The organism is Mesorhizobium sp. M8A.F.Ca.ET.021.01.1.1, from assembly GCF_003998025.1.
Lineage (GTDB): Bacteria > Pseudomonadota > Alphaproteobacteria > Rhizobiales > Rhizobiaceae > Mesorhizobium.
The window spans coordinates 1-13,362 of record NZ_RZSJ01000111.1 but is presented as its reverse complement, the minus strand read 5'-3'; the positions used below and the strand labels follow the sequence as shown (position 1 = coordinate 13,362).

13 protein-coding genes and 1 pseudogene are annotated in these 13,362 nt (G+C 64.4%); 12 read left to right on the top strand and 2 right to left on the bottom strand.

Translation table 11 applies throughout. The features are described 5' to 3' along the window. Positions 1 to 304, bottom strand: a pseudogene (locus tag EOA36_RS11785) (GlxA family transcriptional regulator); the annotation flags it as partial. A 79-nt stretch (positions 305 to 383) separates the two neighbouring features. On the opposite strand from EOA36_RS11785, the gene EOA36_RS11780 reads away from it, so the two are divergent. From EOA36_RS11780 to EOA36_RS11750, 7 genes are all read left to right on the top strand, one after another. Continuing rightward, positions 384 to 1,301, top strand: coding sequence for a 3-keto-5-aminohexanoate cleavage protein (locus tag EOA36_RS11780; protein ID WP_091586279.1), 918 nt, complete (start codon positions 384 to 386; stop codon positions 1,299 to 1,301). A 101-nt stretch (positions 1,302 to 1,402) separates the two neighbouring features. Further along, complete coding sequence (locus EOA36_RS11775; RefSeq protein WP_127277790.1) at positions 1,403 to 2,032, top strand: HD domain-containing protein; 630 nt, start codon at positions 1,403 to 1,405, stop codon at positions 2,030 to 2,032. Continuing rightward, on the top strand, positions 2,029 to 3,123 hold the full coding sequence (locus EOA36_RS11770; RefSeq protein WP_127277789.1) for a carnitine 3-dehydrogenase: 1,095 nt from the start codon (positions 2,029 to 2,031) through the stop codon (positions 3,121 to 3,123). The genes EOA36_RS11775 and EOA36_RS11770 overlap by 4 nt, the downstream gene beginning before the upstream one ends. 4 nt (positions 3,124 to 3,127) lie before the next feature. After that, positions 3,128 to 4,291, top strand: coding sequence for an acyl-CoA dehydrogenase (locus tag EOA36_RS11765; RefSeq protein ID WP_127277788.1), 1,164 nt, complete (start codon positions 3,128 to 3,130; stop codon positions 4,289 to 4,291). Positions 4,292 to 4,377: 86 nt separating this feature from the next. Next, positions 4,378 to 6,456, top strand: a complete 2,079-nt coding sequence (locus EOA36_RS11760) for an acetate--CoA ligase family protein (protein ID WP_127277787.1) — start codon at positions 4,378 to 4,380, stop codon at positions 6,454 to 6,456. Next, the gene (locus EOA36_RS11755; RefSeq protein WP_127277786.1) at positions 6,449 to 7,231 is read left to right on the top strand and encodes a carnitinyl-CoA dehydratase; all 783 of its coding nucleotides are present in this window, start codon (positions 6,449 to 6,451) and stop codon (positions 7,229 to 7,231) included. The genes EOA36_RS11760 and EOA36_RS11755 overlap by 8 nt, the downstream gene beginning before the upstream one ends. A gap of 100 nt (positions 7,232 to 7,331) precedes the next feature. After that, complete coding sequence (locus EOA36_RS11750) at positions 7,332 to 8,273, top strand: alpha/beta hydrolase (RefSeq protein WP_127277785.1); 942 nt, start codon at positions 7,332 to 7,334, stop codon at positions 8,271 to 8,273. Between the two features lie 18 nt (positions 8,274 to 8,291). Here EOA36_RS11750 and EOA36_RS11745 read toward each other — a convergent pair whose 3' ends face one another. Further along, on the bottom strand, positions 8,292 to 8,993 hold the full coding sequence (locus EOA36_RS11745; RefSeq protein WP_189343558.1) for a GntR family transcriptional regulator: 702 nt from the start codon (positions 8,991 to 8,993) through the stop codon (positions 8,292 to 8,294). Between the two features lie 215 nt (positions 8,994 to 9,208). Between EOA36_RS11745 and EOA36_RS11740 the strand changes: the two genes are divergently transcribed. The 5 genes from EOA36_RS11740 to EOA36_RS11720 all read left to right on the top strand — a co-directional run. Beyond that, entirely contained in the window at positions 9,209 to 10,249 is a 1,041-nt protein-coding gene (locus EOA36_RS11740; RefSeq protein WP_127277784.1) for an ABC transporter substrate-binding protein, read from the top strand. Between the two features lie 75 nt (positions 10,250 to 10,324). Continuing rightward, complete coding sequence (locus tag EOA36_RS11735) at positions 10,325 to 11,410, top strand: ABC transporter ATP-binding protein (RefSeq protein ID WP_127277783.1); 1,086 nt, start codon at positions 10,325 to 10,327, stop codon at positions 11,408 to 11,410. Continuing rightward, positions 11,407 to 12,333 carry an ABC transporter permease gene (locus tag EOA36_RS11730; protein WP_127277782.1) on the top strand — a complete coding sequence of 309 codons (927 nt, stop codon included), beginning with the start codon at positions 11,407 to 11,409 and terminating at the stop codon, positions 12,331 to 12,333. Before EOA36_RS11735 ends, EOA36_RS11730 begins: the two co-directional genes overlap by 4 nt. Then, positions 12,330 to 13,130 carry an ABC transporter permease gene (locus tag EOA36_RS11725; RefSeq protein WP_127277781.1) on the top strand — a complete coding sequence of 267 codons (801 nt, stop codon included), beginning with the start codon at positions 12,330 to 12,332 and terminating at the stop codon, positions 13,128 to 13,130. Before EOA36_RS11730 ends, EOA36_RS11725 begins: the two co-directional genes overlap by 4 nt. Before the next feature lie 47 nt (positions 13,131 to 13,177). Further along, positions 13,178 to 13,362 (top strand): gamma-glutamyltransferase (locus tag EOA36_RS11720; protein WP_189553190.1); only part of this gene is annotated, 185 nt, incomplete at its 3' end.

The following is a 13,362-nucleotide window of genomic DNA, read 5'->3' as shown; positions in this document are numbered from 1 at the left end:
GCAGACCCGACGTCGCGTAATTCTGCGTGCCGAAACCGGCGACGACGACGAGAACGTCGGTCGGCTCCGCCGCGTCGAAACGCCCGCTGACCGCGACCGGCAGGCCGCAGGTGGTGACCGGAGCCTCGCCGGTGACCGAGACCAGCTTGAAATCGAACAGGGTCTCGCCGGAGATGCGGTTGGCGGCGCGCAGCGGGTCGACGGCCGAAGCGACGCACATGATCGACGACCCGGAAAACACCAGGAACGTCACCTTGAGGGTCTCGCGTTCGGCGCGAAAGACAGATTTTTCGCTTTTGATCATATCGCCTTCGTAAAACGCAAAGCAGCTTGGATCAAGGCGAGCGATGCTAGTGGCTGTTTCGAATGGGAGGAGAGTTTCGATGCCGCTCGCGATGAACCGTGAGGTTTTCATTACCTGTGCCGTGACCGGTTCCGGCGGCTCGCAGGACCGCAGCCCGCATGTGCCGCGCTCGCCCAAGCAGATCGCCGACTCGGCCATCGATGCGGCCAAGGCGGGTGCGGCCATCGTCCATTGCCATGTGCGCGACCCCGAAACCGGCAAGCCCAGGCGCGACGTGCATCTCTATCGCGAGGTGACCGAGCGTATCCGCGCGGCTGACGTCGACGTCATCCTGAACCTGACCGCCGGCATGGGCGGCGACATGGTGTTCGGCTCGCCGGAAGCGCCGTTGCCGCTCAACGAAAAAGGCACCGACATGGGCGGCGCCACCAACCGCATGGAACATGTGCGCCAGTGCCTGCCGGAAATCTGCACGCTCGACTGCGGCACCATGAATTTCGCCGAAGCCGACTATGTCATGACCAACACGCCCGGCATGCTGCGCGCCATGGGCGGCATGATGACGGCGCTCGGCGTCAAGCCGGAAATCGAGGCCTTCGACACCGGGCATCTCTGGTTCGCCAAGCAACTGGTCGAGGAAAAGGTGCTCAACCCCGACGCGCTGGTGCAGCTTTGCATGGGTGTGCCGTGGGGGGCGCCCGACGACCTCAACACCTTCATGGCGATGGTCAACAACGTGCCGTCGACCTGGAACTGGTCGGCCTTCGCCATCGGCCGCAACCAAATGGCCTATGCGGCGGCGGCGGTGCTCGCCGGCGGCAATGTCCGCGTCGGCCTGGAAGACAATCTCTGGCTCGACAAGGGCGTGCTGGCGACCAATGCCCAGCTGGTCGAGCGCGCCGCCTCGATCGTCACCAATCTCGGCGCCAGGATTCTTGGCCCGGAAGAAGTGCGCAAGAAGCTCAACCTGACCAAGCGAGCGCCGATAGCGGCATGAGCATGATCCCGAAAGTGGGAACCGGTTTTCTCGGACAAACGGTTCTCGTTTGTCCAGAGATCATGCTCAAACAAGAAGATTAATTCGCAGGGAGGGTCGCTATGGCTACCGTCAAATTCACCGCGATGAAGGATGGCGACAGGCAAGACTACGAGTTCCTGACCGCCCATGAAATCGACTATGCGGCCAGGACCGGCGAGCGGCTGCTCGACGCGCTGGTCCAGCTCGACGAAGGCCTGTCCGGCTACAAGATCACCCGGCTCGGCCATTCGCTGCAGGCGGCGACACGGGCCTGGCGCGACGGCGCCGACACCGACTGGATCGCCTGCGCGCTGCTGCACGACATCGGCGACATCTACGCGCCCTACAATCACGACGAATACGCCGCTTCGATCCTGAAGCCGTTTGTGCGCGAGCAATGCACCTGGGTGGTGGAGAAACACGGCGACTTCCAGCGCCTCTACTATGCCCACCATCTCGGCGGCAACCGCCATGCCCGCGACCGCTTCGCCGGCCACGCCTATTTCGACGATTGCGACCAGTTCTGCGAGCGCTGGGACCAGTCGAGCTTCGACCCCGACTATGAGACGCTGCCGATCGAATTCTTCCGACCCTTCGTGCTCGAAGTCTTCGCCCGCAAGGCCTACGACCCATCCGTCATCCGCGCCGGCGAGCGCGTGCCTCTCATCGATCCCGAAACCGCCAGGACAAGAACCGGAGCCTCTCAATGAGCATCATCAACAAGGCGGCCGCCATTGGCGGCGGTGTCATCGGGGCCGGCTGGGTCGCGCGCCTGCTCTTGAACGGCATCGACGTCTCCATTTTCGATCCCGATCCGGAAGCTTCACGCAAGGTTTCGGAAGTGATGAAGGGCGCGCGCCGCGCCTATAAGCAGATGGTGCCCGGCGGTCTGCCCAAGGAGGGCAAGCTCACCTTCGCCAAGACGATCGCCGAAGCGGTCGCCGATGCCGATTTCATCCAGGAGAGCGTGCCGGAACGGCTCGATCTCAAGCACAGGGTGCTGGCCGAGATCGATGCGCATGCGCCGGCCAACGCCATTGTCGGCTCCTCGACCTCCGGCATCAAGCCGACCGACATGCAGGTGGCGATGAAGAAGCATCCGGAGCGGCTGGTCGTCGGCCATCCGTTCAACCCGGTCTACCTGCTGCCGCTGGTCGAGATCGTCGGCGGCGACCAGACCTTCCCCGAGGCTGTCGAGGTCGCCAAGGAAATCTATGCCTCGATCGGCATGAAGCCGGTCGTGATCCGCAAGGAGATCGAAGCTTTCGTCGGCGACCGCCTGCTCGAAGCCGCCTGGCGCGAGGCGCTGTGGCTGATCAAGGACGGCATCTGCACGGTCGAGGAACTCGACGACATCATGCGTTATGGCTTCGGCCTGCGCTGGGCGCAGATGGGCATGTTCCAGGTCTACCGCGTCGCCGGCGGCGAGGCCGGCATGCGCCACTTCATGGCGCAGTTCGGGCCCTGCCTGAAATGGCCGTGGACCAAGCTGATGGACGTTCCGGAGTTCAACGACGAGCTGGTCGACCTGATCGCCACCCAGTCGGACGACCAGGCGCACGGCCTGTCGATCCGCGAGCTGGAAAAGATCCGCGACGACAATCTGGTCGCGATCATGGATGCGCTGTCGAAGCAGAACAAGGGCAAGGGCTGGGGCGCCGGCGCGCTGCACAAGGATTATACCAAACAGCTCGCCAAGCTGGCGGCGAAGAAGCCCGCGGCTTCAAAGGCGGCGGAAAAGGCCAAGGCCGCCAAGCCGGTGAAGAAAGCCGAAAAGCCGAAGAAAAAGAAGAAGGGCTGAGACCATGGATTTCGGTCTTTCGGAAGAGCAAAAGCTCATTGTCGAGACGACGCGTGCCTTCGTCGAGAACGAGCTTTATCCGCATGAGCGCGAGGTCGAGCGCACCGGCGTGCTGCGCCGCGAGCTGATCGAGGAGATCAAGGCCAAGGCGATCGAGGCCGGGCTCTATGCCGCCAACATGCCGGCCGATGTCGGCGGCGCGGGGCTCGATACGGTGACCTGGCTGCTTTACGAGAAGGAACTCGGCCGGGCCAATTACGCGCTGCACTGGACCTGCGTGGCGCGTCCTTCCAACATTCTGCTCGCCGGCACGCCGGAGCAGCGCGAAAAGTACCTTTTCCCCTGCATCCGCGGCGAGAAATGGGATTGCCTGGCAATGACAGAGCCGGGCGCTGGCTCCGATCTGCGCGGCATGAAGGCATCAGCCGTGCAGGATGGCGACGACTGGGTGCTGAACGGCACCAAGCATTTTATCTCGCACGCCGATCTCGCCGATTTCGCCATCGTCTTCATGGCCTCGGGCGAGGAGGAGTCTGCGCGCGGCAAACGCAAGAAGATCACCGCCTTCTTCGTCGACAAGGGCACCAAGGGTTTCACGGTGCGCGACGGCTATCGCAACGTCTCGCATCGCGGCTACACCAACGCCATTTTGGAGTTCGACGATTGCCGGCTGCCGGCATCCCAGGTTCTGGGCGAGGTTCACAAGGGCTTCGACGTCGCCAATTCCTGGCTCGGCGCCACGCGTCTGCAGGTCGGCGCCACCTGTCTCGGCCGTGCCGAGCGGGCGCTTGGCCATGCCGTCGAATACGCCGCGCAGCGCCAGCAGTTCGGCCAGCAGATCGGCAAGTTCCAGGGCGTGTCGTTCAAGCTCGCCGACATGGCGACGGAACTCAAGGCCGCCGACCTGATGGTCTTCGAAGCCGGCTGGAAGTACGATCAGGGCACCGTCACCGACCAGGACATGGCCATGGCCAAGCTGAAGGCCACCGAAATGCTCGCCTTTGTCGCCGACGAGGCGATCCAGATCCATGGCGGCATGGGGCTGATGGACGACCTGCCACTGGAGCGCATCTGGCGCGATGCCCGTGTCGAGCGCATCTGGGAAGGCACTTCGGAGATTCAGCGACATATTATTTCGCGGGCGCTGCTGCGTCCGTTCGGCGCTTAGAGCATGATCGCGCAAAGCCGGGATTCGGTTTGTCGGGCAAACGAGATCGTTTGTCCTGAGATCTCGCTCAAAACGAAAAGATGACCATGCATAAACTTGAACGTCTCCTGCGCCCGAAATCGATCGCCGTGTTCGGTGGCGTGCAGGCCGCCGCCGTCGTGGCGCAATCGATCAAGATGGGCTTTGCCGGCGATATCTGGCCGGTGCACCCGACCAAGGACGAGGTTGCCGGATGCAAGGCCTACCGCTCGGTCGCGGATCTGCCCGGCGCGCCGGATGCCGCCTTTGTCGGTGTCAACCGGCACCTGACCATCGAGGTGGTCAAGGCGCTGGCCGAGCGCGGGGCCGGCGGCGCCGTCTGCTTTGCCGCCGGATTTCTCGAAACCGAGGCTTATGACGACGACGGCGAACGGCTGCAGGCCGAACTGGTCGCGGCCGCCGGCCAGATGCCGATCATCGGGCCGAACTGCTACGGCCTGATCAACTATGCCGACGGTGCGCTTTTGTGGCCCGACCAACATGGCGGCATCAGGCTGGACGAGGGCGGCAAGGGCGTCGCCATCATCACCCAGTCGTCCAACATCGCCATCAACATGACGATGCAGAAGCGCGGCCTGCCGATCGCCTTCCTGATGACCGCCGGCAACCAGGCGCAGACCGGCCTGTCGGAAATGGCGCTCGGCCTGATCGAGGATGAGCGTGTGACGTCGCTCGGCCTGCATATCGAGGCCTTCGACTCGGTAGCCGGCTTCGAGCGCCTGGCCGCACGGGCGCGCGAGCTCAGGAAACCGATCATCGCCATGAAGGTCGGCCGGTCCGAACAGGCGCGGCAGGCAACCGTTTCGCACACCGCATCGCTGGCCGGCTCGGACGCTGCTTCCGGCGCCTTCCTGAGGCGGCTTGGCATTGCGCGGGTCGATTCCATCCCCGCCTTCATCGAGGCGCTGAAGCTGCTGCACATCACCGGCCCGCTGCCTGGCTACAAGCTCTCGTCGATGAGCTGTTCGGGCGGCGAAGCGTCGGTCATGGCCGACAGTGCCGAAGGGCGCTGGGTCAACTTCCCGGTGCTGACCGACACCCACCGCGCCCATGTCAAATCGACCCTCGGGCCGCTGGTCGCGGTGGCCAACCCGTTGGACTACCACACCTTCATCTGGAACAACGAGCCGGCGATGACGGCCACCTTCACCGCCATGGTGTCGGGCGGCTTCGACTTGAACATGCTGGTGCTCGACTTCCCGCGCCCCGACCGCTGCTCGGTGACCGACTGGTGGGCGACGCTGCGCGCCTTCGAATCGGCGCTGAAGACCAACAAGGCGCATGGCGCCATTGTTTCCTCGCTACCGGAGAACCTGCCCGAGGAATACACCGCCGAGCTGATGGCGCGGGGCATGGTGCCGCTGTTCGGCATTTCCGAGGCGATGGACGCCGCAGGCGCGGCAGCCTTCATCGGCTGGGCATGGGCTGAACCGCAGGCGCAGCCGGTCGACACATCCGCTGCCGGCGCGGCTGGCGGCGACCACGTCACGCCCGACGAGGCCGAAGCCAAGGCGCGGCTGATCAAGGCCGGGCTTCCCGTGCCCAAGGGCGAGCGCGCCGGCAATGCGGTCGAGGCGGTGATTTCGTCCATGGCGCTCGGCTTTCCGGTTGCCCTGAAGGCTCTTGGCGTCACCCACAAATCCGAGGTCGGCGCTGTCCGGCTCAACCTCAAGGATGCCGAGTCGGTCAGCACGGCGGCGCATGACCTGTTGCCGCTCGGCACCGGGCTCTATGTCGAGCGCATGGTGCGCGACGGCGTCGCCGAACTGATCGTCGGCTTCACCAGGGATCCGATGTTCGGCGCCGTCATGACGCTGGGCACCGGTGGCGTGCTGGTCGAACTGCTGCGCGACAGCGTCACGCTGATGCTGCCGGCGACGCGCGACGACATCGAGGCCGCGCTGCGCGGGCTGAAACTGTTCCCGCTGCTCGAAGGCTATCGCGGCCGGCCGAAGGCCGATGTCGCCGCCGCCATAGACGCGATCGCTGGCATCGCCGGTTTCGTGCAGGAGAATGCCGGCGAGATCGAGGAACTCGACATCAATCCGCTGATCGTCTGCACACAGGGCAAGGGCGCCTGGATCGCCGACGCGCTGCTGGTGCTGGGAGAGACCAAGAATGTCTGACGTCATTTCGACTCGCCGCGAAGGCACCATCCTGGAGGTCACGCTCGACCGCCCCAAGGCCAATGCGATCGACCTGAAAACCTCGCGGCTGATGGGCGAGACCTTCAAGGTGTTCCGCGACGACCCGGAACTGCGGGTCGCCATCGTCAAGACCGCCGGCGACAAGTTCTTCTGCGCCGGTTGGGACCTGAAGGCCGCGGCCAGCGGCGACGCGGTCGACGGCGACTATGGCGTCGGCGGTTTTGCCGGGCTGCAGGAGCTGCGTGACCTCAACAAACCGGTCATTGCCTGCGTCAACGGCATGGCGGTCGGCGGCGGCTTCGAGCTGGCGCTGTCCTGCGACCTCATCTACGCCTCGGACCATTCCTCCTTCGCACTGCCCGAAATCCGTGCCGGCACGCTGGCCGACGCGGCGACGATCAAGCTGCCGAAGCGCATCCCTTATCATGTCGCCATGGACCTTCTGCTCACCGGCCGCTGGATGGATGTCGCCGAGGCGCATCGCTGGGGCCTGGTCAACGAGGTGCTGCCCAAGGAAAAGCTCGAGGACCGCGTTTGGGAGATCGCCCGCCTGCTCGCCAGCGGCCCGCCGCTGGTCTTCGCCGCGATTAAGGAGACGGCGCGGGTGGCCGAGGCGCTGACCTTCCAGGATGCGATGAACAAGGTGACGCGCCGGCAGTTGCCGACCGTCGACGCGCTCTATGGGTCGGAGGACGGTATGGAAGGGTTCCGTGCCTTCGCCGAAAAGCGCGAGCCTGTGTGGAAGGGGAAGTGACACTGGAGATGATGGCGCCAGGCACCCCCCTCTGCCCTGCCGGACCCGTTAGGCCAGAGGGCGGCCCCTGGGCGCATTCGTTGCTGTCCGGTCTCCCTTCATGACCGACTACGCAAAACTCATCGATGCCGAGACCTGGGCCTTTATCGAGCGGACCAATTCCTATTATCCGCCCGACACGATCGACTACACGGTCGCGCGGCAGCGCGCGATCTATGACCGGATGTGCCGCGAGTTCTTTGCCGGCTATCCCGAGGGCGTGACGGCCGAAACCACGGTTATCGCCACGCCCGCGCGAGACGTCCCGATCCGCATCTACCGCAACGCGACGCCGGACGATGCGGCGATGGTGGTCTACATCCATGGCGGCGGCTTCATTCTCGGCGGGCTGGACAGCCATGACGATGTCTGTGCCGAACTTTGCGGCCGCACCGGTCATGAAGTGGTTTCGGTCGATTACCGGCTGGCGCCTGAACATCTGCATCCGGCCGCTTTCGATGATGCGATGAGCGCCTTCGAATGGGCGGCCCGTACCTACGATCGCCCGGTCGTGCTGTGCGGCGACAGCGCCGGCGGCAACCTTTGCGCCGCCGTTGCACACGCGACGCGTGGCCATGTGAAAAAGCCGATCGGCCAGGTGCTGATTTATCCCGGTCTCGGCGGCGATCGCTTGCGCGGCTCCTATGTAAGGCACGCCGAAGCGCCGATGCTGACGGTACGCGATCTCGAATTCTACAAGCACATCCGAACCGGGGGCGTGGATCAAACCGGCGACATCACGCTGTCGCCGCTGGCCGATGCCGATTTCGCCAATTTGCCGCCGACCGTGCTGATCACCGCCGAATGCGACCCCTTGTCATCCGACGGCGAGGCTTATCGCGACCGCATCGTCGCGGCCGGCGGGCGCGCCACCTGGTTCGAGGAGCCCGGCCTGGTGCACGGCTATCTCAGGGCCCGGCACAGCGTCGGCCGCGCCCGCGCGAGCTTCACCCGGATCGTCGATGCGGTGGCGACGCTCGGAAAGGGCGGCTGGACCTGGTAGGGCCGGGGGCCATCCCGCTCAGGAGGCCTTGGCCAGGAAACTCTGATAGTCCGATTTCGCCTGCAGCAGGCGCAGCACGTTCTCGCGCGATCCCCGCACATGGGCGCGCGCCAGGGCGCCGGCCTTAGCGGCATCGCCGGCGCAGATCGCCTCGACGATCCGGGCATGCTCGTCGCGGGCGATCTTCCATTCATCGAGCCACAAGAGTTCGGTCCAGACATAATGCTGGCACTTGTCGAGGATGCCGCACAGCATGCCGTGCAGCATCGCGTTGCCGCTGATTTCGGCGATGACACGGTGCAGGTCGATGCCGACTTCCAGTTCCTGGAATTTCTCGCGCGTGGTGCGATCCGGGATGGCGGCCAGCCGTTCGCATTCGGCCAGCATGGCGCGCAGCCGCGCCTTGTCCTTGTCGGTCGCCGCGGTGGCCGCGAGTTCGGTCGCATGGCCGTCGAGCAGTTCGCGGATGTCGAAGGCCTCGCGGAACATGTTGATGTCGAACTCGGTGACGGCATAGCCCTGGCGCGGCCGGCCGGTGACCAGCCCGTCGCGCTCCAGCCGATTGAAGGCTTCGCGCACCGGCGTGCGGCTGACATTGAGTTTCGCCGCGATGTCGCTTTCGGTGACGCGCGAGCCCGGCGGAATCTGGCCGGTCACGATCATCGCCTTGAGCGCGGAATAGACCGAGTCGCGCAGTGTGTTTTTGGTTTCCTTGGCCAAGTTCCGTTCCCAGTTCTCCAGCCGCTTTAGCCGGACATTGCCTCGTTTGTAGTCGCAGTCGGCGCAATTTGCCACGCCTGCGGCATCGTCCCATCGCGTCGAACTGATCGTGCCTGTCGCAGTTGACAACATCGATCTCTCGGCTACATTCTAAATTGTATACAAAATCGCATGCCAAATCAAAAACAAATGGGAACACCGGTCGGAGAACCGAAATGAACAGGATCAGAAACGTTAGCGTTGTGGCGATCGCGGGCCTCGTGGCGGCGTTCGCAGTGCCCGCCGTCGCCGCCGACACGATCACCGTCGCCTCGTGGGGCGGCACCTATCAGGAGGCGCAGACCAAGGCCTTCTTCAAGCCGACCGCCGATGCGCTCGGCATCACCATCAAGGAAGACACCACCAACGGCCTCGACGACGTGCGGCTGCAGGTGACCGGAAATGCAGTGAAGTGGGACATCACCGAGCTCGGCGCCGACGAATGCGCGCGCGGCTCGAAGGAAGGCCTGTTCGAAAAGCTGGATTACGGCATTATCGACAAGAGCGGCATCAACCCGAAATTGGTGCATGACGACTGGGTCGGCATTTCCTACACCTCCGTCGTGTTGATCTACCGGACCGATGTCTTCGGCGACAAGGGCCCGAAGACCTGGGCCGACTTCTGGAACGTGGAAAAATTCCCGGGACGGCGCGCGTTGAGCAGCAGCCAGGCGACGGAGACGCTGAGCGTTGCCGCACTCGCCTCGGGCCTGCCGATCGACAAGGTCTATCCGGTCGATGTCGATAGCGCCTTGAAATCGGTCGACAAGATCCGCGGCCATGTCGATGCCTGGTGGACCTCCGGTGCCCAGGCCATGCAACTGGTGAAGGACGGCGAAGTCGACATGGCGAGCATCTGGAACGGACGCGCCGGCACCCTGAAGAAGGCAGGCGCGCCGGTCAGCTTCTCCTTCGACCAGGGCGTGCTCACCGCCGACTGCATGGTCATCCCCAAGGGCGCCAAGAACAAGGAAGCGGCGATGAAAGCGCTGGCGATGTTCGTCAGCCCGCAATTGCAGGCCAATCTGCCGCTCTATGTCGACAATGGGCCGGTCAACGAGAAGGCCTTCGAGACCGGCAAGATCCCGCCCGAGCGGATCAAGGACATCAATTCGGCGCCCGAAAACGTCAAGAAGCAGGTGCTGCAGGATGCCGAGTTCTGGCGCGACAACCTTGTCGAGGCGACGGAGAAGTTCAACAATCTGATCCAGCAATAGGCCGGAACCCTGACATTGCGGGGCGGCGCGAACGCCGCCCTGCTCCTTCAGCCTTCTGCCCAGGAGAGAAGAACCTTGTCCATTGCACCATCCGCGCTGCCGATCAGCATGCGCCGGATCGAGAAGAGATTTGGCAGCGTGCCGGTGCTGCGCGACCTGAACCTCGATGTCGAGGCCGGCGAGTTCCTGACCCTGCTTGGCCCCTCCGGCTCGGGAAAGACGACGCTGCTGATGATCCTGGCCGGTTTCGTCAGGGCCAATGCCGGGAGCATCAAGGTCGGCGGCGACGAGATCATCACCACGCCGCCGCACAGGCGCAATATCGGCATGGTGTTCCAGAACTATGCGCTGTTTCCGCATATGAACGTCTTCCACAACATCGCCTTCCCGCTGAAACAGCGCGGCGTCGCGGCCGGCGAGACGGCGCAGCGGGTGGAGAAGGCGCTGGAGCTGGTGAAATTGCAGGGACTGGGCGAGCGCCGCGTCGACCAGCTCTCCGGCGGCCAGCGCCAGCGTGTGGCCCTGGCGCGCGCCATCGTCTTCGAGCCGCGCATCGTCTTGATGGACGAACCGCTGTCGGCGCTCGACAAGGGCCTGCGCGAGCACATGCAGATCGAGTTGCGCGCGCTTCATCGCCGTCTTGGCATGACGACGGTCTATGTCACGCACGACCAGCGCGAAGCCATCACCATGTCTGACCGCATCGCCGTGATGAACGGCGGCCGCATTGAACAGCTCGATCGGCCCGAAACGCTTTACGCCGCGCCGAAGACACAGTTCGTGGCCGGCTTCATAGGCGAATCGAACTTCATCCCGGTCGAAAGCCGCAACGGATCGGTCTGGTATGGGGACAGGCGGATCCAGACCGGGGCACCGACACCGCCGGCTGGCCCGCATCTGATGGTGGTGCGACCGGAGAAGCTCAGGCTGGTCACGGCAGCTGACCCGTCGGCCGGCATCAATGTGCTCGAAGCGACGGTCAGCGACATCATTTACCAGGGCGACAGTTTCGTTTGCTACGCCAGCCTGCGCGACGGCCGGCAGCTGACGTTGCGCGACTATTGCCGCAGCGATGTGCTGGCCAGGATGCCGGCGCCCGGCCAGCCGATCATGCTCGGCCTCGACGCGAAGGACACGATCCTGGTGGCGGCCGAGGGATGAGCGCGCAATCCGCCCTGCTGAAGGAGATCGCCGGCCCGGCAGGGCAGGATCTCAACGCGCAGGCGCTGCGCGCCGACGCGCGGCGTGAGTCGCTGCGGCTGCTGGCGCTGCTGGCGCCGAGCCTGTTCCTCGTCTGCGCCATCATCATCGTGCCGATCGGCTGGCTGTTCTGGCTGTCGCTGTTCGACGAGACCGGCGCCTTCAGCGCCGCCAATTATGCGCGTTTCTTCGAACAGGCCTCCTACATCAAGACCTTCATCAGCACCTTCAAGGTCGCCTTCATCGTCACCGGCGCCTGTGTGCTGCTCGGCTATCCCCTGGCCTATATGCTGTCGCAACTGCCGCGCCGGGCCGCGTCGATCTGCCTGATCTTCGTCATCCTGCCGTTCTGGACCTCGGTGCTGGTGCGCACCTATGCCTGGCTGGTGATCCTGCAGCGCAAGGGCCTGATCAACAGCTGGCTGATCGATCTGGGCGTGATCAGCCAACCGCTGTCGCTCGCCAACAATTTCTCCGGCGTGGTCATCGGCATGACGCACATATTGCTGCCATTTCTCGTTTTGCCGCTCTATGCCTCGATGAAGACCATCGACACCGACTGCCTGCGCGCCGGCATGAATCTCGGCGCCGGCCCGGCCGCGACGTTCCGGCAGGTCTTCTTTCCGCTGTCGCTGCCCGGCCTCGCCTCGGGCGTGGTCATCGTCTTCGTGCTGTGCCTCGGCTTCTTCGTCACCCCGGCGCTGATGGGGGGCGGCAAGGTGGTGATGTGGGCGATGCGCATGGAACAGACCACCAGCCTCTATTCCAACTGGGGCGCCGGTGCGGCACTCGGCGTCGTGCTGCTGGTGGTCACGCTGGCGCTGCTCGGCCTGTTCCAGTGGCTGCTCGGCGCGCGCGCCACCGGCGTATGGAGCTCGCGATGAGCGACGGTATCGGCCTGCCGATCTCGCACCGGCAACGCCTGTGGCTCTACGGCTTCGGCGGCCTCGTGCTGTTGTTCCTGATCGCGCCGTCGGTCATCATCGTCATCATGTCGTTTTCGGATTCGACGCTGCTGCAATTCCCGCCGCAGCAATGGTCGCTGCGCTGGTACCAGAGCTATTTCCAGTCGCTGGAATGGCGCGATGCGACCATCGTGTCGGTCAAGGTAGCTATCATGACCGCGCTGGTGGCGACGCCGCTCGGCACCACTGCCGCCTATGCGATCAACCGGGGCACGCTGCGCTTCAACGGCACCATCAACGCGCTGCTCACGGCGTCGCTGATCATCCCGGTGATCCTGGTCGGTATCGGCACCTTCTTCCTCTACGCGCGCATCGGCCTCAACAACACGCTGACCGGCCTCGTTATCGCGCATACGGTGCAGGCGCTGCCGCTGGTGGTGCTGACGGTGCTTTCGGGCCTGCGCTCCTACGACATGAACCAGGAGCGGGTGGCGCGCAGCCTGGGTGCGGGACGCATCGCGGCCTTCTGGCAGGTAACGATGCCGCAGATCCGCTTCTCGATCGTCTCGGGCGCGCTATTTGCCTTCATCACCTCCTTCGACGAAGTTGTCGTCTCGCTGTTCATCTCGGGCGGCGAGACCACCACCCTGACGCGCCGCATGTTCAACGCGCTGCGCGACCAGATCGACCCGACCATCGCTGCCATCTCGACCTGCCTGATCGTGCTGTCGGTGCTGCTTTTGTCGCTGGCACAGATTTTCGGCCGGCGGCATTGATTTCATCGGACCAATTCGCAGAAATGACCTAGGGATATCCAGACAGAATGCGTGATTTCCAGTTTCCCGGCCGCTCGCCGGTTCGTGCCACCGAAGCGATCGCCGCGACATCGCATCCGCTTTCGACGCTTGCGGCCATCGAGATGCTGCGCGTCGGCGGCAATGCGATGGATGCCGCCATCTGCGACGCCGCCGTGCAGGGCGTGGCCGAGCCGCAATCGACCGGCATCGG

Coding starts and splice junctions, on each gene's coding strand:
- EOA36_RS11780 (WP_091586279.1), top strand. CDS start 384: ATGCCGCTCGCGATGAACCGTGAGGTTTTCATTACCTGTGCCGTGACC.
- EOA36_RS11775 (WP_127277790.1), top strand. CDS start 1,403: ATGGCTACCGTCAAATTCACCGCGATGAAGGATGGCGACAGGCAAGAC.
- EOA36_RS11770 (WP_127277789.1), top strand. CDS start 2,029: ATGAGCATCATCAACAAGGCGGCCGCCATTGGCGGCGGTGTCATCGGG.
- EOA36_RS11765 (WP_127277788.1), top strand. CDS start 3,128: ATGGATTTCGGTCTTTCGGAAGAGCAAAAGCTCATTGTCGAGACGACG.
- EOA36_RS11760 (WP_127277787.1), top strand. CDS start 4,378: ATGCATAAACTTGAACGTCTCCTGCGCCCGAAATCGATCGCCGTGTTC.
- EOA36_RS11755 (WP_127277786.1), top strand. CDS start 6,449: ATGTCTGACGTCATTTCGACTCGCCGCGAAGGCACCATCCTGGAGGTC.
- EOA36_RS11750 (WP_127277785.1), top strand. CDS start 7,332: ATGACCGACTACGCAAAACTCATCGATGCCGAGACCTGGGCCTTTATC.
- EOA36_RS11740 (WP_127277784.1), top strand. CDS start 9,209: ATGAACAGGATCAGAAACGTTAGCGTTGTGGCGATCGCGGGCCTCGTG.
- EOA36_RS11730 (WP_127277782.1), top strand. CDS start 11,407: ATGAGCGCGCAATCCGCCCTGCTGAAGGAGATCGCCGGCCCGGCAGGG.
- EOA36_RS11725 (WP_127277781.1), top strand. CDS start 12,330: ATGAGCGACGGTATCGGCCTGCCGATCTCGCACCGGCAACGCCTGTGG.